The sequence below is a fragment of the Pseudomonas sp. GW822-FHT03F08 genome (assembly GCF_058801265.1).
Genome location: NZ_JBXANC010000009.1, coordinates 48,070 through 71,249 on the forward strand (window position 1 = coordinate 48,070; position 23,180 = coordinate 71,249).

Below are 23,180 nucleotides of genomic sequence, written 5' to 3' on the forward strand. Positions count from 1 at the left end.
TCAAATAACGCTCAAGAAAAATAACAAGGAGTCTGCTTATGAAACGTCGTTTCGGGATTCGTACCCTGTGCAGTGCCGCGCTGGCGGTCACTGCGTTCAGCCTGAGCGGTTCGCTGCTGGCCGCCGATCCGGTGAAAATCGGTTTTCTGGTCAAGCAGGCCGAAGAGCCGTGGTTCCAGACCGAATGGGCCTTCGCAGAAAAAGCGGCCAAGGACAAAGGCTTCGAGCTGATCAAGATCGCCGTGCCGGACGGCGAGAAAACCCTCTCGGCCATCGACAGCCTCGCGGCCAACGGTGCCAAGGGCTTTGTGATCTGCCCGCCGGACGTATCCCTCGGCCCTGCGATCATGGCCAAGGCCAAACTCAATGACCTGAAAGTGATTGCCGTGGACGACCGTTTCGTCGACGCCAACGGCAAGTTCATGGAAGAGGTGCCGTACCTCGGCATGGCCGCGTTCGAAGTCGGCCAGAAGCAGGGCGCCGCCATGGCCGCCGAAGCGAAAAAACGCAACTGGGACTGGAAAGACACCTACGCCGTTGTGAACACCTACAACGAACTCGACACCGGCAAGAAGCGCACCGACGGCTCGATGAAAGCGCTTGAAGATGCCGGCCTGCCGAAAGAGCACATCCTGACCGCCGCCCTGAAAACCCTCGACGTACCGGGCAGCATGGACGCCACCAACTCGGCGCTGGTCAAGCTGCCGGGCGCGGCGAAGAACCTGATCATCGGCGGCATGAACGACAACACCGTGCTCGGCGGCGTGCGCGCCACCGAAGCCGCCGGGTTTGCCGCGGCCAACGTGATCGGCATCGGCATCAACGGCACCGATGCGATCGGCGAACTGAAAAAGCCCAACAGCGGCTTCTACGGTTCGATGCTGCCGAGCCCGCACATCGAGGGCTACAACACCGCGAGCATGATGTACGAGTGGGTCACCACCGGCAAAGAGCCGCCGAAGTACACCGCGATGGACGACGTCACCCTGATCACCCGCGAGAACTTCAAGCAAGAGCTGGAAAAGATCGGCCTGTGGAACTGACGGCAGCGGCGGCCCGGGCAACCGGGCTGTCATCGGTGTGAAGAGGTGGCTTAAATGCACGCGCAAGTACAAACACAACAACACGGTGCCGGCAGTCTGCGCTTCAACGGGATCGGCAAGACCTTCCCCGGGGTGAAGGCGCTGGACGGCATCAGCTTCGTCGCCCATCCCGGGCAGGTGCACGCCTTGATGGGCGAGAACGGCGCCGGCAAATCGACGCTGCTGAAAATCCTCGGTGGCGCCTACATTCCCAGCAGCGGCCAGTTGCAGATCGGCGAGCGGACGATGGCCTTCAAGTCCACCGCCGACAGCATCGGCAACGGCGTGGCGGTGATTCACCAGGAGCTGCACCTGGTGCCGGAAATGACCGTGGCCGAGAACCTGTTCCTCGGTCACCTGCCGGCCAGTTTCGGTCTGATCAATCGCGGTGCGCTGCGTCAGCAAGCCTTGGCTTGTCTCAAAGGTCTGGCCGATGAAATCGATCCGCAGACCAAGGTCGGGCGCTTGTCCCTCGGCCAGCGGCAACTGGTGGAAATCGCCAAGGCGTTGTCCCGTGGCGCCCATGTGATTGCGTTCGACGAACCGACCAGCAGCCTCTCGGCCCGGGAAATCGACCGGTTGATGGCGATCATCGGCCGGCTGCGCGACGAGGGCAAAGTGGTGCTCTACGTCTCCCATCGCATGGAAGAAGTGTTCCGCATCTGCGACGCGGTGACGGTGTTCAAGGACGGTCGCTACGTACGTACCTTCGAGGACATGAGTCAGTTGACCCACGATCAACTGGTGACCTGCATGGTCGGGCGTGACATTCAGGACATCTACGATTATCGCGGTCGCCCGCGCGGTGCGGTGGCGCTGAGAGTCGATGGATTGCTCGGCCCGGGCCTGCGTGAGCCGATCAGTTTCGATGCGCACAAAGGCGAAATCCTTGGCCTGTTCGGACTGGTCGGGGCAGGGCGCACCGAGCTGTTCCGGTTGCTCAGTGGCCTGGAACGCAACACCGCCGGGCGCCTGGAATTGCGCGGCCATGAACTGAAGCTGCGTTCGCCCCGCGATGCGATTGCCGCCGGGATTCTGCTGTGCCCGGAGGACCGCAAGAAGGAAGGCATTATCCCGCTCGCCAGCGTCGCCGAGAACATCAACATCAGTGCGCGCGGCGCGAACTCAGGGCTCGGTTGCCTGCTGCGCGGGATCTGGGAAAAGGGCAACGCCGACAAACAGATCAAGGCCCTGAAAGTGAAAACGCCCCACGCCGGACAACAGATCAAGTTCCTCTCCGGCGGCAACCAGCAGAAGGCGATTCTCGGCCGCTGGCTGTCGATGCCGATGAAAGTCCTTCTGCTCGACGAGCCGACCCGGGGCATCGATATCGGCGCCAAGGCCGAGATCTATCAGATCATCCATAACCTGGCCGCCGACGGCATTTCGGTGATCGTGGTGTCCAGCGATCTGATGGAAGTGATGGGCATTTCCGACCGCATTCTGGTGTTGTGCGAGGGCGCCCTGCGTGGCGAAGTCAGCCGCGACCAGGCCAATGAATCCAACCTGCTGCAACTGGCTTTGCCGCGCCACCGCGCTGACGGCGTGGCGAACTGAGAGGTGACTATGATGACAACCCAAAACGAAACCCTGCCGACCGCGCGCAAACCGCTGGATATGCGGCGCTTCCTCGATGACTGGGTCATGTTGCTGGCGGCGGTCGGGATCTTCCTCGCCTGCACCTTGCTGATCGACAACTTCCTCTCGCCGCTGAACATGCGTGGCCTGGGCCTGGCGATTTCCACCACCGGGATTGCCGCGTGCACCATGTTGTATTGCCTGGCGTCGGGGCATTTCGACTTGTCGGTGGGTTCGGTGATTGCCTGCGCCGGGGTGGTTGCGGCGGTGGTGATGCGCGATACCAACAGCGTGTTTCTCGGCGTCAGCGCCGCGCTGGTAATGGGGCTGATCGTCGGTTTGATCAACGGCATCGTGATCGCCAAGTTGCGGGTCAACGCGTTGATCACGACGCTGGCGACCATGCAGATTGTCCGTGGCCTGGCCTACATTTTTGCCAACGGCAAAGCGGTGGGCGTATCGCAGGAATCGTTCTTCGTGTTCGGCAACGGTCAGTTGTTCGGCGTGCCGGTGCCGATCCTGATCACCATTGTCTGCTTCCTGTTTTTCGGCTGGTTGCTGAACTACACGACCTACGGGCGCAACACCATGGCCATCGGCGGCAACCAGGAAGCGGCGTTGCTGGCGGGGGTGAATGTCGATCGCACGAAGATCATCATCTTCGCCGTGCATGGGGTGATCGGTGCGCTGGCGGGGGTGATTCTGGCGTCGCGGATGACGTCCGGGCAGCCGATGATCGGGCAGGGTTTTGAGCTGACGGTGATTTCGGCTTGCGTGCTGGGTGGTGTGTCGCTGAGCGGCGGGATCGGGATGATTCGGCATGTGATTGCCGGGGTGTTGATTCTGGCGATTATCGAGAATGCGATGAACCTGAAGAATATCGACACGTTTTATCAGTATGTGATTCGAGGGTCGATTTTGTTGTTGGCTGTTGTGATCGACCGTCTGAAACAGCGCTGAGATCAATATTCTGCTGACCCTCTCCTTTGGGAGAGGGTGTCTCCAGTAATGCGCCTTTTGTCACCTTCCCCAAAAATTACCTTGCTCGTCTCAACCCGTTTCGGTTATCACTTTGTACATGATTAGACAGGTACGATTTGACAAGAAACAACGGGTGGTCGACGAGCTCGTCCGACGCATCGAAAGCGGCCTCATGGAGGACGGCTTTCTGTTGCCCGGCGAGCATCAGTTGGCTCAGGAATTCAACGTCAGCCGTGGCACGTTGCGCGAAGCGCTGGCCGAACTGAAACGGCGCAATTACATCGCCACGCAAAGCGGGGTCGGTTCCATCGTCACGTTCGACGGTGTGGTGCTCGATCAGCGCAGTGGCTGGGCCCAGGCCCTGGCCGACAGCGGGGCGTTCATCAACACCGAAGTGCTGCGCCTGGAAGCCGTGACCCGGCCCGATCTGCTGCCGCGCTTCGGCACCGACCAATTCATCACTCTCGATCGTCGTCGCCGTTCCAACGATGGCACGCTGGTGTCGCTCGAACGCTCATTGATGCCCGCCACCGGAGGCCTGGAAAGCCTGCCGCGTGTCGGCCTGATCGACAATTCGCTGACCGTTACCCTGGCGGCCTACGGCTACATCGGCGAGCGCGGCGATCAGTGGATCGGCGCCGAACCGCTCAACGCTGTAGACGCCGAGCTGCTCGGCCGTCCGGAAGGCACGGTGTTCCTCAAGGCACTGCGCACCACCTACGACCGGCAGAACCGCTTCATGGAACTGGTCGAAAGCCTGCTCGATCCGGTGCATTTCCGTCTGCACCTGCAATTTGGAGAATCGAAATGACCGCCCTCGACCGTGCCCTGGGCGCGTTTTATGGCCTGGCCCTCGGCGATGCGCTGGGCATGCCGACGCAATCCCTGAACCGCGAAACGATCAGGCAGCGCTTCGGCCAGATCACCGACCTGCAAGACGCCGGCCCCTTGCAACCGATTGCCGCGAACATGCCCAAAGGCTCGATCACCGATGACACTGAACAGGCGATTCTGGTGGGCGAGTTGCTGGTCGAAGGCAAGGGCCGGATCGAGCCGGCGGTACTCGCGCAACGGCTGATCGAATGGGAAGCCGAGATGCAGGCCAAGGGCTCGCAGGACTTGCTCGGTCCGTCGACCAAACGTGCGATCGAAATGATCCTCGCCGGCCATTCGCCGGAAGAGGCCGGGCGCTACGGCACCACCAACGGTGCGGCGATGCGCATCACCCCGGTGGGAATCGCCGCCGATGTCGCCGACCCCGAGCGTTTTATTGCGGCGGTGGTGCAGGCCTGTCAGGTCACCCACAACACCACGCTGGGGATTTCCAGCGCGGCAGCGGTGGCGGCGGTGGTTTCGGCCGGCATCAACGGCCTGGATCTGGGCGAGGCGCTGAACCTCGGCCAGCAGATCGCCCAGCAAGCGGAAGCGCACGGGCACTGGGTGGCCGGTGGGCGCATCGCGTCGCGGATCAGTTGGGCGCGCAGCATCAGCGTTGAAAGCGACCCGGTGCTGCTCGCGGATCTGCTGTACGACGTGATCGGTACATCGGTGGCCTCGCAGGAATCGGTGGTGGTGTCGTTCGCCCTCGCGCAGCAAGTCGCGGTCGGTGAAATGACGCCGTTCGACGCGCTGTGCATGGCCGCCAGCCTCGGTGGCGACACCGACACCATCGCCGCGATTCTCGGCGCCATGCTCGGGGCCTGCCTGGGCCTTCAGAGCTGGCCGGCGGCGATGATTGAAACCGTCAAAACCGTCAATGACCTGGAGCTGGAACCGTTGGTGAAAGGACTCCTCGCGCTGCGCTGAAACGCCGCCCGCCACACGTCAACCATCTGTCTTGCCGACAACCACAACAATGGCAACAGGAGCATTTCTCATGAGTTCATCGAACGCCGGGCAAAGCGCCGGGCAACTGGAAACCCGTGGCATCGAGCCGGTGCCGGAAGGCGAGTGCAACGGTCATCCGCTGCAACTGTTCTGGGTCTGGTTTGCGGCCAACATTTCCATCCTCGGCCTGCCGCTGGGCGCCACGCTGGTTGCGTTTCGCGGCCTGGCGATCTGGCAGGCGATCATCGTTGCGATTCTCGGTGCTGCCGGTTCGTTCGCGGTGGTGGGGATCATCTCGATTGCCGGCCGTCGCGGTCGTGCGCCGAGCCTGACCCTGTCCCGGGCGATCTTCGGTGTGCGCGGCAATATCGGCCCGACGCTGGTGTCGCTGATGTCGCGCCTGGGCTGGGAAACCGTCAACACCACTACCGCTGCGTTCGTGCTGTTGTCGTTGTGCTCGATCCTGTTCGGCTCGCCGGTAGAAGCCAAAAGCGCGCCGGTGTTGACCCTGGTCTTCATCGCGATTTTCGTGCTGCTGACCCTGTCGGTGTCCGGCCTCGGCCACGCCACGTTGCTGGTGATCCAGAAGTGGGCGACCTACGTGTTCGGCGCGCTGAACATTCTGGTCGGCGGCTTCCTCTGCGCGACCATCGACTGGAGCGCGGTGTTCAACGCCACCCCGGCGCCAATGAGCGCGATGATCATCGGTATCGGCACCATGGCGGCCGGCACCGGGATCGGCTGGGCCAACGCCGGCGCCGACATGTCGCGCTATCAGCATCGCAGCGTCAAAGCCGTGCGCCTGGTGGCTTCGGCGGCGTTCGGTGCGGGGATTCCGCTGGTGTTGCTGATCACCCTCGGTGGCCTGCTGTCGGTGGGCAACAACGATCTGGCATCGGCGACCGACCCGATCGTGGCGATCCGCGACATGCTGCCGACCTGGATGGCCGTGCCGTACCTGATCACCGCATTCGGTGGCCTGCTGCTGTCGAACAACCTGTCGGTGTACTCCGCCGGTCTGACCACGCTGACCCTCGGCCTGAAGGTCAAGCGCGTGTACGCGGTGGTGGTCGACATCGTCGCGATCTTCGCCGGTTCGATCTACTTCATGCTGATCGCCGACAGTTTCTACGGCCCGTTCATTACCTTTATTTCCCTGCTGGCGGTGCCGATCACCGCGTGGGTCGGGATCTTCGTGGTCGACCTGATTCACCGTCACTACTACAGCCCGAAAGACCTGCTCGACGTCAGCCCGAGCAGCGCCTACTGGTACAGCGGCGGCATCGAGTGGCGCGCATTCGGTGCGTGGGCGATTGCCATCGTGCTGGGTTTCAGTTTCACCACCATCGGTACGACCGCCGAAAATGTCTGGTTCAAGGGCTTCCTGTCCGACTCATGGCTGGGCCACAACGGCCTCGGCTGGATCGTGACGTTTGTGGTCGCCGGTGGCCTGTACTTCGTACTCGGCGGGGCGAAAGACCGCCGCGCCGCGCAAGTCGAGAACGCTCATGCCTAAGATGTTGCACACCGGCCAGGTCATCATCGACCTGGTCATGGCCGTGGATGCGCTGCCGCAAATCGGCGGTGACGTGCTGGCGCAATCCGCCAGTTTCGAAGCCGGCGGCGGCTTCAATGTGATGGCCGCCGCTGCGCGCAACGGCTTGCCGGTGGTCTATCTCGGTCGCCACGGCAATGGTCGTTTCGGTGATCTGGCGCGGCAGGCGATGCACGCCGAGGGCATCCGCGTCGGCATCGAGCAGCCTGCAGAACGCGACACCGGCATCTGCGTGGCGCTGACCGATGCGTCGGCCGAGCGCAGTTTCATTTCCTACATCGGCGCCGAAGGTGAAGTGACGGCGGCGGAGCTGAGCAGCGTTGCAGCCGAGGCGGGCGACTATGTCTACGTCAGCGGCTACAGCCTGCTGCACAGCGGCAAGGCCCAGGCGTTGCTGGACTGGACGCTGGCGTTGCCGAAGACGATCAACGTGGTGTTCGATCCGGGCCCGCTGGTGGAATCGCCGGACTCTCCGATGATGCAGGCGTTGCTGCCGCGCATCGATGTGTGGACCAGCAACAGTGTCGAAGCCTTGCGTTTCACGGGCGCGGCGGACATCGAAACCGCGTTGGACCGGTTGGCCGTGCACCTGCCGCAGGGTGTGCTGATGGTGGTGCGCGACGGGCCGCAGGGTTGCTGGATTCATCAGCACGGCGAACGCCGGCATGTGCCGGGTTTCAAGGTGCAGGCGGTGGACAGCAACGGCGCGGGCGATGCCCATGCCGGCGTGTTCGTTGCCGGCCTGGCGCAAGGTCTGGCGGCTGATGAAGCCGCGAGGCGCGCCAATGCTGCAGCGGCGTTGGCCGTGACCCGTTGGGGGCCGGCGACTGCACCGGGCACAGCCGAAGTCGATGCGCTGATCCGCGAATCTTCCGCCTACTGACCGGCACCTTCTGAACCCGAACCACCGGTAGTGGTTTTCGAGCCCATACCGGAGCCGGAATTGTCCGGCGGAACGGGATTACCCTGAGTGCCGCCCTGACGCCCTGGATCATTGCCCTGGGTGCGTGGGTCAGTGCCGGTGGCGGGCGGCAGGGCGTTCTCGACGCCCGAGCCATCGGTGTTCATGCCGGGGGCACTCTGGATGGCCGGGGCCTTCGGGCGCTCGACCGGATCGGTGGGGCCGGTGCCCGTGGCGGTCGCGGCGAATGCCACGGGGCAGAGCAGCGTGGCAAACACGAAAGCAGTCAACCTTGACGAGATCATGGTGTGTCTCCAGTGATTGGAATCCTTACCTGATCTTGGTCCGCCCTCGCGTGGCATAGGTGCCGATTGAATGACGAACGGTTCAGTTCGTCAGTGCGCTTTCTACTGACATTCGGCGCCAAAGCAAACGGCCGAGGGTGATCGACCAGTTCAACGCCGCCACCGCCAGAACGGTCAGCAACAGCGTCGCCATGCCGTGCTCGACAATGATTTTCCCGGCCAGCAGCGGGAAGCCGAATACACCGATGAAGTACGCCAGACTGAACAGCAGCAACGCCTGCGACGTGGTACCGGCCGGTGCCTCGTTGGCCGCCAGCCCATTGATCACCGAGTAGGTAAGGCCGTAACCGACACCGAGCATCACCGCCGCCAGCAGATAGCTGATCCCGTTCTGGACGCCGAACGCGAAGAGCACGATCGAGCCCAGCATCAACCCCGACAACAGACACGACGCGCGCAGCGGATCACGCTTGACCACATAACCTGCGATCAACATCCGGCTGCTGATCGCAGCGCTCATGAAGCCTAGGAAGAACAGCGAATAATCCAGCGAACGGGCGGCGGCATAGCTGGTCTGGAAACTCGACAGCCCGCCGAACACGCAACCGCCGAGGCCGACCATGATGATCGGAAACACCGCGCGAGAGCCGAGCACCTGAGTAGTCGCCTGCCAGGAAATTCGCGCTGCCGATGTCGCCTGTGTGCCTTTCAATCGAGCGCCGAGACGCCAGAACAGCAGCACGCCGATCAGGCTCGCCCCGGCTGCCAGATAGAACGCCGACGTCACCGGCAAGCCCAGCGCACTCGCTGCACGCCCGAGCAGCGGGCCGCTGCCGATCCCGGTCATCATGCTGCCGGAGAGCAGCGCAAAGTATTTCGCCCGCTGTGCCGGGCTCACCAGGCTGGCGACGATGATCGGGCCCAGCGTATAGAAAACGCCCCAGCCCAGCCCCAGCAGCAAACCGAAAAACAGCAGCCAATAACCGAAGCCCGGCGTCATCGCAAACCCCAGGCTCGCCGCCACCAGCAACAGCCCGAACAGCGCAATCGAACGCGCCGCGCCCAGCCAGTCGGACAAATGCCCTGACACCAGCACCGCAACGAATGTGCTGAGCATCGCCGCACTGATCACGCTGCCGGCGTCGTGCTCGTTGCCGCCGCGAGAACCGATCAGCAGCGAGAGCAGAAACGTCGCGCCGTAGGACAGCGACAGCAGATAACTGGCGAGGCAAAACAGGCCGAACAGTTTGCCCGAGACCTGGGGTGTTGCTTGAGGCATGACGCGGTTCCTTGACCGGAAAAATTGAGCGTCATCTATCTAACACGGCAGGTCCGTGGCTTAGGTCTGAGCTTGGCGAACTCAGGATCGTGAATGACCGGAGTAACGCTTTCAGACGACGCCGATCTCTTCCTTGAACTGCTCCATGAAACCCTTCAGACGTTGATGACGAATCCGTGCCAGATGTTGACCGGCAGTAGTCTGGAAACCGTCGGCGAGGTGCAGCAGTTTGGTCTGGAAATGATCGAGGCAGAATCGCTTGTCGTCGTAGTCCCTTTCCCGAGCCTCGGGATCGTGCGGGTCGTACAGCGAGCTGCCCATGCGCCCGGCGATGTAGAAGGTGCGGGCGACACCAAGCATACCGAGGGAGTCGAGGCGGTCGGCGTCCTGCATCAGACGTGCTTCGAGGGTTAGCGGGGTGATGTTGGCGGAAAAGCTGTGGGCTTCGATGGCGTGGATCACTGCACTGATTTTTTCTTCGGGCCAGTTCAGGTTTGCCAGCACCGTTGATGCTTTTTCCGCCGCCAGGCGCGATGCCTGTGAACGCAGTGGCGAGTTCTTTTCCACGGCCACACAATCGTGCAGCAGCACCGCTGCCAGAAGGACTTCAAGATCGCCGCCTTCCTCGGCCTGCAAGGTGCGCGCGTTATGCCAGACCCGTTGCAGATGTGACAGGTCATGAGCGCCGTCCTCCGACGGTTCCAGGGCGTGGGGCAGCAGTTCGGCGGCGAGTTCCGCGAGGGGCGAGAAAGCGAAGTTTTTCATGGGCGTCCTTTCGAGTGTTCGGCGGCGCTAGCCTAATCTGTGGATTGCCATGTGACGAGCGCCGCGCGCCGCCTTAGTATGGCGTTTTCCTTTTTCCGACAAGGCCCGTCCATGACGATCGAAATCCGCCCGGCGACCCCCAGCGATGCACCGCAAATCCTCGCGTTCATCACTGAACTTGCAGACTTCGAAAAGGCCCGTCACGAAGTCATCGCCAGCGTCGCCGACATCGAGCGCAGCCTGTTCAGCGAAGGCGCCACCGCCCACGGCCTGATCTGCCTGCGCGATGGTCTGCCGATCGGTTTTGCGGTGTTCTTCTTCAGTTATTCGACCTGGCTGGGCAGCAACTGCCTGTACCTCGAAGACCTCTACATCACCCCGGAACAACGGGGCGGCGGCGCCGGTAAAACGTTGCTGCGCCACCTCGCAAAAATCGCCTGCGCCAACGACTGCGGCCGCTTCGAATGGAGCGTGCTGGACTGGAACACCCCGGCCATCGAATTCTACAAATCCCTCGGCGCCCAGCCGCAGGAAGAGTGGGTGCGCTATCGCATGGATGGCAAGGTATTGCGCGAATTTGCCGAGGGCTGAGGGAGTGATGGCAATCCGATGCTGATTCGATTGTTATCACCGCTCTAGTCCGGCATTCTACGCGCCATTTTTGCGCGCTCACGGACGACACCTGCAATGCCTCTGGCACTCTTTCTCCACGCCCGTGGAGCCCTCGCTGCGTCAACGAGTGACCGGCGTTGAGCGGACTACGGGCGTCGATCCGCCTGTTCGGTCTGGTCAGAAACCTCGGTTCCTCCGATAACCCGCACCGCCCACCGGTGGACATTCTCTGCACCATCAATCCCCTCGGTGGCAAAGCCATCCGTGCGTTTGTCTCGTGCCTCGATGTCGCTGGCGGAAAATCGGCGCGCCAACTGTTGGCAGAGTTGATACTCAGTTTTTTTGAGAGCAATAAATGAAACGTTTTTTTGTCATTTTATTTGCAACGATTTTTTCTGTTTCATGTTCCACCAATCATGGGCGACCCACCGCCACGCTGCATTTTGGAACTGTTGAGATAACGCCGAGTGGCTTCGGCTTTCTGATGACTTTTACCAGCGATATCGATCTTTTGGCCTTGTTCGGTCCCGCCATTGGGGAAGGTCTCGTATGTGCGCTGGAAGATGATCAGGATTTTTCAATTGGGCATTATTTGAAGCGCTCCGGACGCGGTAGTGTGAGACTTATCGATGACACTACGGGAGGGCATTACGAATCAAAGGTTATTTTTCGCGAGGCAGGAGAGTTGCAAGGGCAGGAAAATATTCTGGGGGGCAAGGCGTTGCGTGATGTATTGGTCAAGAGGAAATTTATAGTATGTGCTTTTAGAGTTAACACTACCGGCAATAGAACGTATGTTTCTAACGTCATGCATGTTCCAGCTTCCGATCTAGTGCAAGCGATTGATGCACATTAAAAACCTTGCTGGCTGAGTATTCCCGCGCAATGCCTCAGTCACTTTCTCGCGCCTCTGTCGTTTTCCGGTGACCACGGAGTAGCCCATCAAGCGCCTGTTGCACGCAAATTCAGAAACGCACAAAAAGGTTGAATTTTTATGAGATGGGTATGTTTTCTCGCTTTGATGTTAGTGCTTTCAGCCTGCTCCCTGAATCATGGTCGACCTATTGCAACTCTGCAAATTTCAAAGGTTGAGCAACTCCGCAATACCGGGATTTATCAGATTTACTTTGCGTCGGATATCGATCTTCTCGGTTTGTTCAAGTCGTCCATTGGTCAAGGCCTGATTTGCTCGCTGAGCGATGATCTGGATTTTTCTCAAGCACATCATATAAAGCAATCGGGATTTGGTCTGGTTGAGGAAGTATCGGCCGAGCCGGGGCTTTACAGGGCTGACGTCATTTTTAGTGAGTCTGAAAAAAGTAGTGGTGGTGAGCGATATCTGCAAGGAGATACTTTGGCCCCTTTCTTGATGAAAAAAGACTCGATCGCTTGTTTGTTTCGGGTTCATTCCACGACGTACACGACTTACTTCTCTAACGTGATGAAAGTGCCTAGCAAGGAATTGCTGAAAGCTAACGCTGAGTACTGATTGTAATTAACAGGATTTTCCCTTGAAGAAATATATAGTTGTAGGTTTGTTATTTTTGTGCGGTGCTTGCACGCAAAATCCACCGGTGCCGCCCATTGATATACAGTTTGAGTCTGTAAGCTATGTGCCTGATTACGCACGCTTTGATGTCCGGTTTTCTTCGGATAAGGATTTGCTGAAATTCTTCGATACCCATGCAGGTAGAAACCAAACCTATGAAGGGTTTGCGTGCTATCTGGGCGCAAAAGTGGAACTCTTTGAAAGGCAGGGTGAGTCAGACTATCTGGATGGCATGATGGTTGAAGTTGATCGTACGGACTCACAGACCAGGCATCAGTACTCGGCGGAACTGAATGCGATTCATACCGACCATGAGACCGGCTCGAATACTTTCATTTCTTCGAAAGATCTTTTGGCGTTGTTGAATGCTCGCAATGCTTTGGCATGCCGGTTTTATGCCTCCGCTTATGGCTATGGAGTTTACTACTCAAGACCAATGGGTGTTCCAGCCTCCGATTTTGTTCGCGTTCTGACCAAGGAGGAGGAACGTTGAACTTTCGTATTTGCAAATGGTTGCTGTTGAGCAGTTTCTTGATGTGTTCGTCCTGCCTGCATCTCGACGTTCCACCTGCCAGGCTTGAATTTGTCTCGATCAATCACGCATTTTCTTCCTTGTACGATCTGCGTTTCACCTCTGACCGAAACCTCATCGATTTGTATGAAGTGCATGGACAGAGCGGCCAGATTGGAACCTCGATTCATTGCTCGCTGAAGGGTGACCTGAATTTTTCCGTCGAACATCAGATCGCTCTGGAAGCTTCGGGGACGGTCAGTGAAATGCGTTTGATCGAAGGCGACCGCCGGTATGAGATGTTTGCAAGGATCAACCTGAAGAATCACGCCCTCAACGACGGCCGGGAGTGGGTCAGGCCCGTTGAGTTGGTGCAGATCCTCAAGCCGCAGGAATACATTCCGTGCAAGGTGGTGATCACCGCGTTTCCGTATGTCGCCTACTACTCAAGAGTCATGTACATCCCCACGTCGCGATTCATTGCCCAGTTGGAAAACCCTCGGGTGGCACCGTCGCGTGTCTCGCTTAAACCCTCTGACCAGCCGCGTTCATTGCTGCCACTTGCGTCGGTGTGCATCGTGCGTTGGCGTTATGAGTTGGCAGCAGGATATGACCGGATCGACAGTCTCGGGCTATGCAGTGATGTGCCCTATGCCGGAATGTTGGCCTCCTTTGCGCCGAACAATACGAAATTGCGGATTGTTGCCGGAGCAGAGGGAACGCCTGCACCCCAGGCGGCGTACATCATCATTCGAGGAGACGGGCGTCAGGAGCCAGGCATAGCCGACGAGAAGGGGCGTACACATGAGGTGGGAGCGAGTGAGCATGAATCTTTGAGCGTCATCCTCAACAAGCACCTGGATCCTGTCGAGCGATAGACGCCTTGGATTGAATTCGTCCCAAAATATGGGATGTAAAATTACATATTGAGATTTTCCACTTGAGAGGTCTATAGTCCAGCTCACTCACTGCCAATAACAAAACAGGTGAAGCGATGCTGGCGCAATTGATCGCGCTCGATTGGGGGACGACCTCCCTACGTGCTTACAAACTCGCGGCGGGCGGGCAGGTGCTGGCGCAGCGGTCGCTGTCGTTCGGGATCATGCAGTTGCCGAGGACGCCGCGGGTCATCAACGGTCGCGAATGCGCCGACGGTTTTGAGTTGGCATTCGATGAGGCGTGCGGCGACTGGCTCGATGCGCAACCCGACTTGCCGGTGATCGCCTGCGGCATGGTCGGCAGCGCTCAGGGCTGGCGCGAAGCGTCCTACCGCGATACGCCGGCCAACGTCGCCGATCTCGGAAAATCCCTGCAAACCGTTCGCAGTCTTCGCGGTGTCGATGTGCACATCGTGCCGGGTGTGATTCAGCGCTCGACGCTGCCGAACGTAATGCGCGGCGAAGAAACCCAGGTCCTCGGCGTCCTGCAGAATCTGCCGGTCGAGGCGGGCAACGATCTGTTGATCGGCCTGCCGGGCAGTCATTCGAAATGGGTGGAAGTGGCCGACGGCTGCATCACCCGTTTCGACACCTTCATGACCGGCGAAGTGTTCGCCGTGCTCAGTGAACACAGCATTCTCGGCCGTACCCAACAGCACAGCGCGACGTTCGATGCCGAGGCGTTTGATCGCGGCGTGCAGGTGGCGTTGTCGGCCGAGGGCGAAATCGGCGTGCTCTCGACCCTGTTCAGCGCCCGCAGCCTGGGCCTGACCGGTGAACTCAGCACCACCGCGCAACCGGACTATCTGTCCGGCCTGCTGATCGGCCACGAGCTGACAGCGTTGGCCACCGTGCAACGGCGCCGTCGCAACAGCGCGCAGCTTCCTTCGATCATCCTCATCGGCAACGCGAAGTTGTGCGCCCGCTACAGCCGAGCGCTCGACGCCTGTGGTTTCGCCCGGGTGACCCTGGCCGAGCAGGCCACCGAGCGTGGGCTGTGGCAATTGGCGCTTGCCGCCGGACTGATCGATTCCTCACCCCGTTAACCCTGACTGGAGGCCTGACATGCTCAAGCAAGCACTGGCGCAAAACGGTCTGATCGCGATCCTGCGCGGCCTGCATCCGCAGGAAGCCGCCGCTGTCGGAGAAGTCCTGTATGCCGCCGGATTTCGCGTCATCGAAGTACCGCTCAATTCCCCCGCACCGTACGAAAGCATTCGCATCCTGCGTAAGACCCTGCCCGCTGATTGCCTGATCGGTGCCGGCACGGTGCTGACCCCGGAACAGGTCGAACTGGTGAAGGAGGCCGGCGGCCAGGTCATCGTCATGCCCCACAGCGATGCCAAGGTATTGCGAGCGGCGAAAGCGGCGGGGCTGTACCTGTCGCCGGGCGTCGCCACGCCGACCGAAGCCTTTGCGGCGCTGGAGGAGGGCGCGGACATTCTCAAGCTGTTCCCGGCCGAGCAGATGGGGCCGGCAGTGGTGAAAGCGTGGCTGGCGGTGCTGCCGGTCGGGACGATTCTGGCGCCGGTCGGCGGCATTACCCCGGACAACATGCAGGCGTTCATCGACGCCGGCGTCAAAGGCTTCGGTCTTGGTTCCGGGCTGTTCAAACCGGGCATGACGACTGAGCAAGTGGCGGCCAATGCCAAGGCCTACGTGGCGGCCTGGAAAGCCCTTCGCTAAGACTTTTTGGCGCTGCGTGCGCTGCATCTATAAGAGAGACAAAAAGATGAAAATCACCAAACTGACCACCTTCATCGTCCCGCCACGCTGGTGCTTCCTGAAAGTCGAAACCGACGAGGGCGTGACTGGTTGGGGCGAGCCCGTGGTCGAGGGCCGCGCCCACACCGTCGCGGCAGCGGTCGAGGAATTGTCCGACTACCTGATCGGCAAAGACCCACGCAACATCGAAGACATCTGGACCGTGCTGTATCGCGGCGGCTTCTACCGGGGTGGGGCGATCCACATGAGCGCACTGGCCGGCATCGACCAGGCGTTGTGGGACATCAAGGGTAAGGCGCTTGGTGTGTCGGTGAGTGATCTGCTTGGTGGTCAGGTGCGGGACAAGATCCGTGTTTATTCGTGGATCGGCGGCGACCGTCCTGCGGACACCGCGCGGGCCGCGAAAGAGGCGGTGAGTCGCGGTTTTACCGCGGTGAAAATGAACGGCACCGAGGAACTGCAATTCCTCGATACCTTCGAGAAAGTCGATCTGGCGCTGGCCAATGTCGCGGCAGTGCGCGATGCGGTCGGGCCCAACGTCGGCATCGGCGTCGACTTCCATGGCCGCGTGCACAAGCCCATGGCCAAGGTGCTGATGAAGGAACTCGACCCGTACAAATTGATGTTCATCGAAGAGCCGGTGCTCAGCGAAAACTACGAAGCGCTGAAAGAACTGGCTCCGCTGACCAGCACGCCGATTGCCCTCGGCGAGCGGTTGTTTTCGCGTTGGGACTTTAAACGGGTGTTGAGCGAAGGTTACGTCGACATCATCCAGCCGGACGCATCCCACGCCGGCGGCATCACCGAGACCCGCAAGATCGCCAACATGGCCGAAGCCTACGACGTGGCGCTGGCACTGCACTGCCCGCTGGGGCCGATCGCACTGGCGGCGTGTTTGCAACTGGACGCCGCTTGTTACAACGCGTTTATCCAGGAACAGAGCCTGGGCATCCATTACAACGAGAGCAATGACCTGCTCGATTATGTGAAGGATCCGCGGGTGTTCGACTACGACAAGGGCTTCGTGAAAATCCCCAATGGCCCGGGCCTGGGGATCGAGATCAACGAGGAATACGTGATCGAACGCGCGGCGGTCGGCCATCGCTGGCGCAACCCGATCTGGCGCCATGCCGATGGCAGTTTTGCCGAGTGGTGAGTGGCTGATTCAGCACATCTGGTCGTTCCCGTGCCGAGCGCGGGAACGACTCAAGGCCTCAGGCCAACCTCAATAAACATAAGAAGAGGTTCTCCCCATGCAACCGCAAACCCTCACCGGGCAAGCGACGTTAGTCACGCCCAGCCGCAAGCGGTTTTTTATCATGGTGCTGCTGTTCATCACCGTGGTCATCAACTACCTCGACCGCAGCAATCTGTCGATTGCCGCCCCGGCGCTCACCACCGAGCTGGGCATCGACCCGGTGCATGTCGGACTGATCTTCTCCGCGTTCGGCTGGACCTACGCCGCCATGCAGATTCCCGGCGGCTGGCTGGTGGATCGGGTGCCACCGCGCATCCTGTACAGCGTCGCGCTGCTGTTGTGGTCGCTGGCCACGGTGATGCTCGGGTTCGCCGCCAGTTTCATCGCCCTGTTCGTGCTGCGCATGGCGGTCGGTGCGCTGGAAGCGCCGGCGTATCCGATCAACAGCCGCGTGGTGACGACCTGGTTTCCCGAGCGCGAACGTGCCACGGCCATCGGTTTCTACACCTCCGGGCAGTTTGTCGGGCTGGCGTTCCTGACCCCGGTGCTCGCGTGGCTGCAACATGAGTTTGGCTGGCACATGGTGTTTGTCGTGACGGGGGCGGTGGGCATCGTGTGGGCCGCGATCTGGTACGCGGTGTATCGCGAACCGCGTGATTTCAAAGGCGCCAACGAAGGCGAAATCGACCTGATCCGTGAGGGCGGAGGGCTGGTGGACATCGCCGCCGAAGCCGCCAAAGTGAAAGCGAAATTCAGTTGGACCGATCTCGGCATCGTCCTCAGCAAACGCAAGTTGTGGGGGATTTACCTCGGCCAGTTCTGCCTGAACTCGACGCTGTGGTTTTTCCTGACATGGTTCCCGACCTATCTGGTGAAATATCGCGGCATGGACTTCATCAAGTCCGGACTGCTGGCGTCTCTGCCGTTTCTCGCTGCGTTCATCGGCGTGCTGTGCTCCGGGTTCTTTTCCGACTTCCTGATTCGCCGTGGCTGTACCGTCGGGTTTGCGCGCAAATTGCCGATCATTGGTGGCCTGCTGATTTCCACCTCGATCATCGGCGCCAACTTCGTCGAATCGACGCCGCTGGTGATTGCCTTCCTGGCCCTGGCGTTTTTCGGCAACGGGCTGGCGTCGATCACGTGGTCGCTGGTCTCGACACTGGCGCCGGCGCGGCTGCTGGGCTTGACCGGCGGGGTGTTCAATTTCATCGGCAACCTGTCGGCGATTGCCACGCCGATTGTCATCGGCTTCCTGGCCAGCGGCGATTCGTTCGCCCCGGCGATCACCTACATCGCGGTTCTGGCATTGATCGGCGCTTTGTCCTACGTGCTGCTGGTGGGCAAGGTCGAGCGCATCGAGTTGTAGTCGTCCCTGTCGGGCGACCATAATGCCGCCCGTTCCCTCGCTCAACGCTAAAGGCTGGATATGCAGGAAGACGCCCCAAAAACCGCCAAGGACGCCGCGTCGACCGGCACCCAGACCCTGCTTCGCGGGTTGGGTGTGGTGCAGGCCGTCGCCAGTGGCGCCCGCGATCTCAAAGAGATTGCCCGCCTGATCGGTACCACGCGCAGCACCACCCATCGTCTGGCCAGTTGCCTGGTGGACGAGCGTTACCTGCGCGTCGTGCCGCAAGTCGGTTATCTGCTGGGGCCGAAGCTGATCGAACTGGGTTTCCAGGCGCGTGAAGAGTTGCCGCTGGTGACCCTGGCCGGGCCGTATCTGGACGAGTTGTCGGCGCTGACCGGTGACACCGTGCACCTGGGGATTCGCGAAGGCGACGAAGTGTTGTACCTGTTGAAGAATCCGGGGCGCAACGGCCCGGAAATGCGCTCGCGGGTCGGCCATCGCATGCCGCTGGCGCGGACCGGGATCGGCAAGGCCTTGATGCTGGATGACGCGCCGCAGGATTGGCAGCGTCTGTACGACATCAGCCTGCCGGCGGGTGGGAAAAGTCAGTTCTGGCCGCAGCATCCCCAGCAGTCGTGGGAGCAGCTTGAGCAGCGGATGACCGAGTACGTGGCCGGCGGCTACGCGTTCGATCTGGAAGACAACGAACCGTCGATCCGTTGCGTGGCGGCGCCGATCCGCGACGCGAGCAAGCGCATCGTCGCGGCGATCAGCATCGCCAGCACCGTGCCGTATATGCCGCTGGAGAAAATGGCCGAGCTGATTCCCCTGATCAAAGGGGTCACAACCCGGCTTTCGGCGGAGCTTGGCCTGAAGGTTTAAAGCTTCAGGGTCGCCATGTCGATCACGAAACGGTACTTCACATCACCGGCGATCATGCGGGCGTAGGCCTCGTTGATCTGGCGGATGTCGAGCATTTCGATGTCGCAAGTGATGTTGTGCTCGGCACAGAAATCCAGCACTTCCTGGGTTTCGGCGACGCCACCGATGAGCGAGCCGGCCAATACGCGACGGCCCAATACCAGTTTGGCGGCGTGAACCGGCGGATCGATCGGTTCGATCAGACCCACCAGAATATGCACGCCGTCGAAGCGCAGGGTGTCGAGGTACGGGTTGAGGTCGTGCTGCACTGGAATGGTGTCGAGCAGGAAATCGAAGCGACCGGCCGCTGCTTTCATCTGTTCTTCGTCGGTGGAGACGATCACATGATCGGCGCCCTGACGACGACCTTCCTCGGCCTTGCTCGCCGAACGGGTGAACAGTGTGACTTCAGCGCCCATGGCCTTGGCGAACTTGATGCCCATGTGACCAAGGCCGCCCATGCCGAGAATCCCGACCTTGTCGCCGGCCTTCACGCCGTAGTGCTTGAGCGGCGAGTAAGTGGTGATGCCGGCGCAGAGAATCGGTGCGGCGGCCGCCAGATCCAGCTTCTCGGGGATGCGCACCACGAAGTGTTCGCTGACCACGATGCTGTCCGAATAGCCGCCCATGGTGTTGCTGCCATCGACCCGGTCGGGTGTGGCATAGGTCATGGTCGGGCCTTCGAGGCAGTATTGCTCAAGGTTCGACTGGCAGGCTTCGCAGGTGCGGCAGGAATCGACCATGCAGCCGACACCGACCAGATCTCCTACTTTGTGTTTGGTGACGTTCGCACCGACAGCGGTGACTTTTCCGACGATCTCGTGGCCGGGCATCAACGGGTAAACGGCGATGCCCCATTCGTTGCGCGCCTGATGGATGTCGGAGTGGCAGACGCCGCAGTACAGAATCTCGATGGCGACATCGTCGGCACGAGGGCTGCGGCGTTCGAATTTCATCGGGGCGAGGGGGGTGGTGGCCGTTTGAGCGGCATAGCCGATGGCGGTGTACATGTGAAACCTCGCAAAAGCAGTGACAAGTGAGGCGGCGCATTCTGGGCGCCGTCCGGTCGTCCGGCCATGGCGATTCCTCCGGGTGTCATGCCTAATCCTCCGGCATGCGGGGTTGATCGGTCGCATTGGCAAAAGGATCTGCGATGATGCTTTTATCCCTTTTTCCGTGATTTTTTCTGAAGAGCCACCCGATGCAATTGACCCGTCACCTTGATGCCAACGCCACGCTGGTTTCGCTGATCGAACCGCTGGCGCTGCGCGATGGTTACAGCCCGACCGGGCTGCCGGGCGTCCAGGTGCTGCGCGCCAGTTGTGACGTTGCCCGTGGTCCGCACATTTATGAGCCGAGCCTGATGATCATCGCCCAGGGCAGCAAACTGGCGTATCTGGGGCCGCGCACCATGGAATACGGTGCCGGGCATTACTTGATCCAGGCGTTGCCGGTGCCGTTCGAGTGCGAAACCTATGCGTTGCCGGATGCGCCGTTGCTTGGGGTCTCGGTGGCGATCGACCGGGTGTTGCTCGGTGAGCTGGTGCTGGCCATGGGGCTGGCGCCGGGGCGGCATATTCCGGCGCAGACACCGGAGTCGATGACCTCGGTGGTGCTCGATGATGACATGCGCGGCTGCGTCGAACGCTTGCTGCGCTGTCTGCACGATCCGCTGGAGTGCCAGATTCTCGGGCCTGCGCGGGTGCGGGAGTTGTTGTTCGTCGCGTTGCGCGGTCCACAGGCTGATGTATTGCGGGCGCTGGTGGAGCAGCAGGGGCAGTTTGCCCGGGTGGCGGCTTCGATCAGCCATTTGCATTCGCACTACACCGAACCGTTGAACGTCGAGACATTGGCCAGTTGCGCGAACATGAGCGTTTCGACCTTTCACGAACACTTCAAACGCAGCACGTTGCTGTCGCCGGTGCAGTATCTGAAGCGTTTGCGTTTGTTGAAGGCGCAGACGTTGTTGATCGCCGAGGGGCTGGGTGTCGCGCAGGTGGCGCATCGGGTGGGGTATCAGAGCACGTCGCAGTTCAGTCGCGAGTACAAACGCTATTTCGAACGCAGCCCGGGGGATGAGCGCGCGGCTTGATTCCCGACAAATCGCGGGCAACAAAAAGGCCCCCATAAAGGGAGCCTTGATGTTCTGCAGATCGACTTACATGTTCGGGTAAGTCGGGCCGCCGGCGCCTTCCGGCGTCACCCAGGTGATGTTCTGCGAAGGGTCCTTGATGTCACAGGTCTTGCAGTGCACGCAGTTCTGGGCGTTGATCTGGAAGCGCTTCTCGCCGTCTTCCTTGGTGATCACTTCATACACGCCGGCCGGGCAGTAACGCTGCGCCGGTTCGTCGTACATCGGCAGGTTGCGGCTCAACGGGATGGTCGGGTCGGTCAGTTTCAGGTGGCACGGCTGTTCTTCTTCATGGTTGGTACCGGAGATGAACACCGAGCTCAGCTTGTCGAAGCTGATCTTGCCGTCGGGTTTCGGGTAGTCGATCTTCTTGCAGTCGGCCGCGAGCTTGAGGCAGGCGTAGTCCGGCTTGGTGTCGTGCAGGGTGAACGGCAGTTTGCCGCCGAAGATGTTCTGGTCCAGCCAGTTGAAACCGCCGCCGACGATGGCGCCGAATTTGTGGATCGCCGGGCCGAAGTTGCGGCTGGCGAACAGTTCTTCGTAGAGCCAGCTTTTCTTGAAGGCGTCGACGTAGGTGGTCAGCTCTTCGGTGCCATCCTTGTCAGCGAACAGTGCGTCGGCCACGGATTCAGCGGCGAGCATGCCGGACTTCATCGCGGTGTGACTGCCTTTGATCTTGGCGAAGTTCAGGGTGCCGAGGTCGCAACCGATCAGCGCGCCGCCCTTGAAGACCATTTTCGGCAGCGAGTTCAGGCCGCCCTTGCAGATGGCGCGGGCGCCGTAGCTGATGCGCTTGCCGCCTTCCAGGTACTGCTTGAGCACCGGGTGATGCTTGAGGCGCTGGAATTCGTCGAACGGCGACAGGTAGGTGTTGCTGTAGGACAGATCGACGATCAGGCCGACCACCACCTGGTTGTTTTCCAGGTGATAGAGGAAGGAGCCGCCGGTGTTCTCGGTGCCCATGATGTCCATCGGCCAACCGGCGGTGTGCACCACCAGGCCTGGCTGGTGTTTGGCCGGGTCGATTTCCCAGATTTCCTTCAAGCCGATGCCGTAGTGCTGGGCATCGGCATCGCTGTCGAGGTTGTAGCGCTTGATCAGTTGCTTGCCGATGTGGCCACGGCAGCCTTCGGCGAACAGCGTGTATTTGCCACGCAGTTCCATGCCCGGGGTGTACAGGCCTTCTTTCGGATGGCCTTCGCGGTCGACGCCGAGGTCACCGGTGATGATCCCGCGCACGATGCCGTTTTCATCGATCAGTGCTTCCTGAGCGGCGAAGCCCGGGTAGATTTCCACGCCCAGGTTCTCGGCCTGCTGAGCGAGCCAGCGGCACAGATTGCCGAGGGAAATAATGTAGTTGCCTTCGTTGTGCATGGTCTTGGGCACAAAGAAGTCAGGGATTTTCTGCGCGCTTTCGGCGTTTTTCAGCACGAAAATGTCATCGCGGGTGACTGGCGTGTTCAGCGGGGCGCCGAGTTCTTTCCAGTCAGGGAACAGTTCGTTCAGGGCCCGTGGTTCGAATACGGCACCGGAAAGGATGTGTGCGCCGACTTCGGAGCCTTTTTCGACCACGCAGACGCTGATTTCCTTACCGGCTTCGGCGGCCTTCTGCTTCAGACGGCAGGCGGCGGACAGGCCAGCGGGGCCGGCACCGACGATGACCACGTCGAATTCCATGTATTCGCGTTCCACAGGCTATCTCCTACTCAAGGCTCAACAGTTTTTTTTCTAATTTGGAGGTTCGGTGTCGTATCCGTTATTGCCTTTACGTTAACGTCAAGGCTAATAATGGGCAAACCACCTTTCTCTCTAGGCGGCGCATTATATCTACACCACTCTTAGCGTCCAATACAAACGTTTGTTTGAATCGGCTCCAGCCCAGAGAAATCAAAGAAGCGCGGCTTATGACAGGGCATTTTGGCGTATTGACCAGAATGGGCGTTCCGGTCAAGATACGGGCGGTTTTGCGCTCGC

Annotated in this window: 24 protein-coding genes; 19 read left to right on the forward strand and 5 right to left on the reverse strand. The window is 60.4% G+C overall.

From position 1 onward, the window contains the following. The first annotated feature begins 38 nt into the window (after nt 1-38). The 7 genes from AC1RME_RS22200 to AC1RME_RS22230 all read left to right on the forward strand — a co-directional run bounded on the left by AC1RME_RS22200 (nt 39) and on the right by AC1RME_RS22230 (nt 7,906). A complete protein-coding gene (locus AC1RME_RS22200) occupies nt 39-1,043 on the forward strand; it encodes a substrate-binding domain-containing protein (protein WP_096820969.1) in 1,005 nt (334 codons plus the stop codon). 54 nt (nt 1,044-1,097) lie between these two features. Continuing rightward, complete coding sequence (araG, locus tag AC1RME_RS22205) at nt 1,098-2,639, forward strand: L-arabinose ABC transporter ATP-binding protein AraG (protein ID WP_096820970.1); 1,542 nt, start codon at nt 1,098-1,100, stop codon at nt 2,637-2,639. A gap of 12 nt (nt 2,640-2,651) precedes the next feature. Further along, on the forward strand, nt 2,652-3,620 hold the full coding sequence (gene araH / locus AC1RME_RS22210; protein WP_085697229.1) for an L-arabinose ABC transporter permease AraH: 969 nt from the start codon (nt 2,652-2,654) through the stop codon (nt 3,618-3,620). 118 nt (nt 3,621-3,738) lie between these two features. Then, nucleotides 3,739-4,452 carry a GntR family transcriptional regulator gene (locus AC1RME_RS22215; protein ID WP_096820971.1) on the forward strand — a complete coding sequence of 238 codons (714 nt, stop codon included), beginning with the start codon at nt 3,739-3,741 and terminating at the stop codon, nt 4,450-4,452. After that, nucleotides 4,449-5,447 (forward strand): ADP-ribosylglycohydrolase family protein, encoded by a 999-nt coding sequence (locus AC1RME_RS22220; protein WP_273536325.1) that lies wholly within the window; start codon nt 4,449-4,451, stop codon nt 5,445-5,447. Before AC1RME_RS22215 ends, AC1RME_RS22220 begins: the two co-directional genes overlap by 4 nt. Nucleotides 5,448-5,517: 70 nt before the next feature. Further along, the gene (locus tag AC1RME_RS22225) at nt 5,518-6,984 is read left to right on the forward strand and encodes a purine-cytosine permease family protein (protein WP_096820973.1); all 1,467 of its coding nucleotides are present in this window, start codon (nt 5,518-5,520) and stop codon (nt 6,982-6,984) included. Next, a complete protein-coding gene (locus tag AC1RME_RS22230; protein ID WP_493091752.1) occupies nt 6,977-7,906 on the forward strand; it encodes a PfkB family carbohydrate kinase in 930 nt (309 codons plus the stop codon). The genes AC1RME_RS22225 and AC1RME_RS22230 overlap by 8 nt, the downstream gene beginning before the upstream one ends. On the opposite strand, the gene AC1RME_RS22235 is transcribed toward AC1RME_RS22230, so the two are convergent. From AC1RME_RS22235 to AC1RME_RS22245, 3 genes are all read right to left on the reverse strand, one after another. Continuing rightward, nucleotides 7,900-8,229 (reverse strand): hypothetical protein, encoded by a 330-nt coding sequence (locus AC1RME_RS22235; protein ID WP_096820975.1) that lies wholly within the window; start codon nt 8,227-8,229, stop codon nt 7,900-7,902. The two genes, AC1RME_RS22230 and AC1RME_RS22235, sit on opposite strands and share 7 nt — an antisense overlap. Before the next feature lie 82 nt (nt 8,230-8,311). Then, on the reverse strand, nt 8,312-9,508 hold the full coding sequence (locus AC1RME_RS22240) for an MFS transporter (protein ID WP_096820976.1): 1,197 nt from the start codon (nt 9,506-9,508) through the stop codon (nt 8,312-8,314). 111 nt (nt 9,509-9,619) lie between these two features. After that, nucleotides 9,620-10,273: an HD domain-containing protein gene (locus AC1RME_RS22245; RefSeq protein WP_096820977.1), complete on the reverse strand. Its 654-nt coding sequence runs from the start codon at nt 10,271-10,273 to the stop codon at nt 9,620-9,622. Between the two features lie 111 nt (nt 10,274-10,384). Here AC1RME_RS22245 and AC1RME_RS22250 point away from each other — a divergent pair, with 111 nt between their 5' ends. The 11 genes from AC1RME_RS22250 to AC1RME_RS22300 all read left to right on the forward strand — a co-directional run bounded on the left by AC1RME_RS22250 (nt 10,385) and on the right by AC1RME_RS22300 (nt 19,036). After that, nucleotides 10,385-10,864: a GNAT family N-acetyltransferase gene (locus tag AC1RME_RS22250; RefSeq protein ID WP_041475599.1), complete on the forward strand. Its 480-nt coding sequence runs from the start codon at nt 10,385-10,387 to the stop codon at nt 10,862-10,864. 158 nt (nt 10,865-11,022) lie between these two features. Then, nucleotides 11,023-11,244, forward strand: coding sequence for a hypothetical protein (locus AC1RME_RS22255; RefSeq protein WP_096820978.1), 222 nt, complete (start codon nt 11,023-11,025; stop codon nt 11,242-11,244). After that, nucleotides 11,241-11,741 (forward strand): hypothetical protein, encoded by a 501-nt coding sequence (locus AC1RME_RS22260; protein WP_096820979.1) that lies wholly within the window; start codon nt 11,241-11,243, stop codon nt 11,739-11,741. The genes AC1RME_RS22255 and AC1RME_RS22260 overlap by 4 nt, the downstream gene beginning before the upstream one ends. Nucleotides 11,742-11,879: 138 nt before the next feature. Beyond that, the gene (locus tag AC1RME_RS22265) at nt 11,880-12,374 is read left to right on the forward strand and encodes a hypothetical protein (protein ID WP_493073072.1); all 495 of its coding nucleotides are present in this window, start codon (nt 11,880-11,882) and stop codon (nt 12,372-12,374) included. Between the two features lie 22 nt (nt 12,375-12,396). Beyond that, nucleotides 12,397-12,927 carry a hypothetical protein gene (locus AC1RME_RS22270; RefSeq protein ID WP_096820980.1) on the forward strand — a complete coding sequence of 177 codons (531 nt, stop codon included), beginning with the start codon at nt 12,397-12,399 and terminating at the stop codon, nt 12,925-12,927. Further along, nucleotides 12,924-13,823, forward strand: coding sequence for a hypothetical protein (locus tag AC1RME_RS22275; protein ID WP_096820981.1), 900 nt, complete (start codon nt 12,924-12,926; stop codon nt 13,821-13,823). The genes AC1RME_RS22270 and AC1RME_RS22275 overlap by 4 nt, the downstream gene beginning before the upstream one ends. 116 nt (nt 13,824-13,939) lie before the next feature. Continuing rightward, nucleotides 13,940-14,929 carry a 2-dehydro-3-deoxygalactonokinase gene (locus AC1RME_RS22280; RefSeq protein WP_096820982.1) on the forward strand — a complete coding sequence of 330 codons (990 nt, stop codon included), beginning with the start codon at nt 13,940-13,942 and terminating at the stop codon, nt 14,927-14,929. 19 nt (nt 14,930-14,948) lie between these two features. Next, nucleotides 14,949-15,569 (forward strand): 2-dehydro-3-deoxy-6-phosphogalactonate aldolase, encoded by a 621-nt coding sequence (locus AC1RME_RS22285; RefSeq protein WP_096820983.1) that lies wholly within the window; start codon nt 14,949-14,951, stop codon nt 15,567-15,569. 46 nt (nt 15,570-15,615) lie between these two features. After that, nucleotides 15,616-16,764 (forward strand): galactonate dehydratase, encoded by a 1,149-nt coding sequence (gene dgoD / locus AC1RME_RS22290; RefSeq protein ID WP_007908327.1) that lies wholly within the window; start codon nt 15,616-15,618, stop codon nt 16,762-16,764. A gap of 97 nt (nt 16,765-16,861) precedes the next feature. Beyond that, nucleotides 16,862-18,172 carry an MFS transporter gene (locus AC1RME_RS22295; RefSeq protein WP_096820984.1) on the forward strand — a complete coding sequence of 437 codons (1,311 nt, stop codon included), beginning with the start codon at nt 16,862-16,864 and terminating at the stop codon, nt 18,170-18,172. A gap of 60 nt (nt 18,173-18,232) precedes the next feature. Beyond that, nucleotides 18,233-19,036: an IclR family transcriptional regulator gene (locus tag AC1RME_RS22300; protein WP_493091754.1), complete on the forward strand. Its 804-nt coding sequence runs from the start codon at nt 18,233-18,235 to the stop codon at nt 19,034-19,036. Here AC1RME_RS22300 and AC1RME_RS22305 read toward each other — a convergent pair. Further along, on the reverse strand, nt 19,033-20,085 hold the full coding sequence (locus AC1RME_RS22305) for an NAD(P)-dependent alcohol dehydrogenase (RefSeq protein WP_096820986.1): 1,053 nt from the start codon (nt 20,083-20,085) through the stop codon (nt 19,033-19,035). The two genes, AC1RME_RS22300 and AC1RME_RS22305, sit on opposite strands and share 4 nt — an antisense overlap. Nucleotides 20,086-20,276: 191 nt before the next feature. Here AC1RME_RS22305 and AC1RME_RS22310 point away from each other — a divergent pair, with 191 nt between their 5' ends. Continuing rightward, nucleotides 20,277-21,167, forward strand: a complete 891-nt coding sequence (locus tag AC1RME_RS22310) for an AraC family transcriptional regulator (protein ID WP_096820987.1) — start codon at nt 20,277-20,279, stop codon at nt 21,165-21,167. Between the two features lie 66 nt (nt 21,168-21,233). Here the strand turns inward: AC1RME_RS22310 and AC1RME_RS22315 are convergent, their stop codons facing one another. Next, nucleotides 21,234-22,898 (reverse strand): electron transfer flavoprotein-ubiquinone oxidoreductase, encoded by a 1,665-nt coding sequence (locus AC1RME_RS22315; RefSeq protein ID WP_096820988.1) that lies wholly within the window; start codon nt 22,896-22,898, stop codon nt 21,234-21,236. Nucleotides 22,899-23,180 lie beyond the last annotated feature (282 nt).

Coding starts and splice junctions, on each gene's coding strand:
- AC1RME_RS22200 (WP_096820969.1), top strand. CDS start 39: ATGAAACGTCGTTTCGGGATTCGTACCCTGTGCAGTGCCGCGCTGGCG.
- araG (WP_096820970.1), top strand. CDS start 1,098: ATGCACGCGCAAGTACAAACACAACAACACGGTGCCGGCAGTCTGCGC.
- araH (WP_085697229.1), top strand. CDS start 2,652: ATGACAACCCAAAACGAAACCCTGCCGACCGCGCGCAAACCGCTGGAT.
- AC1RME_RS22215 (WP_096820971.1), top strand. CDS start 3,739: ATGATTAGACAGGTACGATTTGACAAGAAACAACGGGTGGTCGACGAG.
- AC1RME_RS22220 (WP_273536325.1), top strand. CDS start 4,449: ATGACCGCCCTCGACCGTGCCCTGGGCGCGTTTTATGGCCTGGCCCTC.
- AC1RME_RS22225 (WP_096820973.1), top strand. CDS start 5,518: ATGAGTTCATCGAACGCCGGGCAAAGCGCCGGGCAACTGGAAACCCGT.
- AC1RME_RS22230 (WP_493091752.1), top strand. CDS start 6,977: ATGCCTAAGATGTTGCACACCGGCCAGGTCATCATCGACCTGGTCATG.
- AC1RME_RS22235 (WP_096820975.1), bottom strand. CDS start 8,229: ATGATCTCGTCAAGGTTGACTGCTTTCGTGTTTGCCACGCTGCTCTGC.
- AC1RME_RS22240 (WP_096820976.1), bottom strand. CDS start 9,508: ATGCCTCAAGCAACACCCCAGGTCTCGGGCAAACTGTTCGGCCTGTTT.
- AC1RME_RS22245 (WP_096820977.1), bottom strand. CDS start 10,273: ATGAAAAACTTCGCTTTCTCGCCCCTCGCGGAACTCGCCGCCGAACTG.
- AC1RME_RS22250 (WP_041475599.1), top strand. CDS start 10,385: ATGACGATCGAAATCCGCCCGGCGACCCCCAGCGATGCACCGCAAATC.
- AC1RME_RS22260 (WP_096820979.1), top strand. CDS start 11,241: ATGAAACGTTTTTTTGTCATTTTATTTGCAACGATTTTTTCTGTTTCA.
- AC1RME_RS22265 (WP_493073072.1), top strand. CDS start 11,880: ATGAGATGGGTATGTTTTCTCGCTTTGATGTTAGTGCTTTCAGCCTGC.
- AC1RME_RS22280 (WP_096820982.1), top strand. CDS start 13,940: ATGCTGGCGCAATTGATCGCGCTCGATTGGGGGACGACCTCCCTACGT.
- AC1RME_RS22285 (WP_096820983.1), top strand. CDS start 14,949: ATGCTCAAGCAAGCACTGGCGCAAAACGGTCTGATCGCGATCCTGCGC.
- dgoD (WP_007908327.1), top strand. CDS start 15,616: ATGAAAATCACCAAACTGACCACCTTCATCGTCCCGCCACGCTGGTGC.
- AC1RME_RS22295 (WP_096820984.1), top strand. CDS start 16,862: ATGCAACCGCAAACCCTCACCGGGCAAGCGACGTTAGTCACGCCCAGC.
- AC1RME_RS22300 (WP_493091754.1), top strand. CDS start 18,233: ATGCAGGAAGACGCCCCAAAAACCGCCAAGGACGCCGCGTCGACCGGC.
- AC1RME_RS22305 (WP_096820986.1), bottom strand. CDS start 20,085: ATGTACACCGCCATCGGCTATGCCGCTCAAACGGCCACCACCCCCCTC.
- AC1RME_RS22310 (WP_096820987.1), top strand. CDS start 20,277: ATGCAATTGACCCGTCACCTTGATGCCAACGCCACGCTGGTTTCGCTG.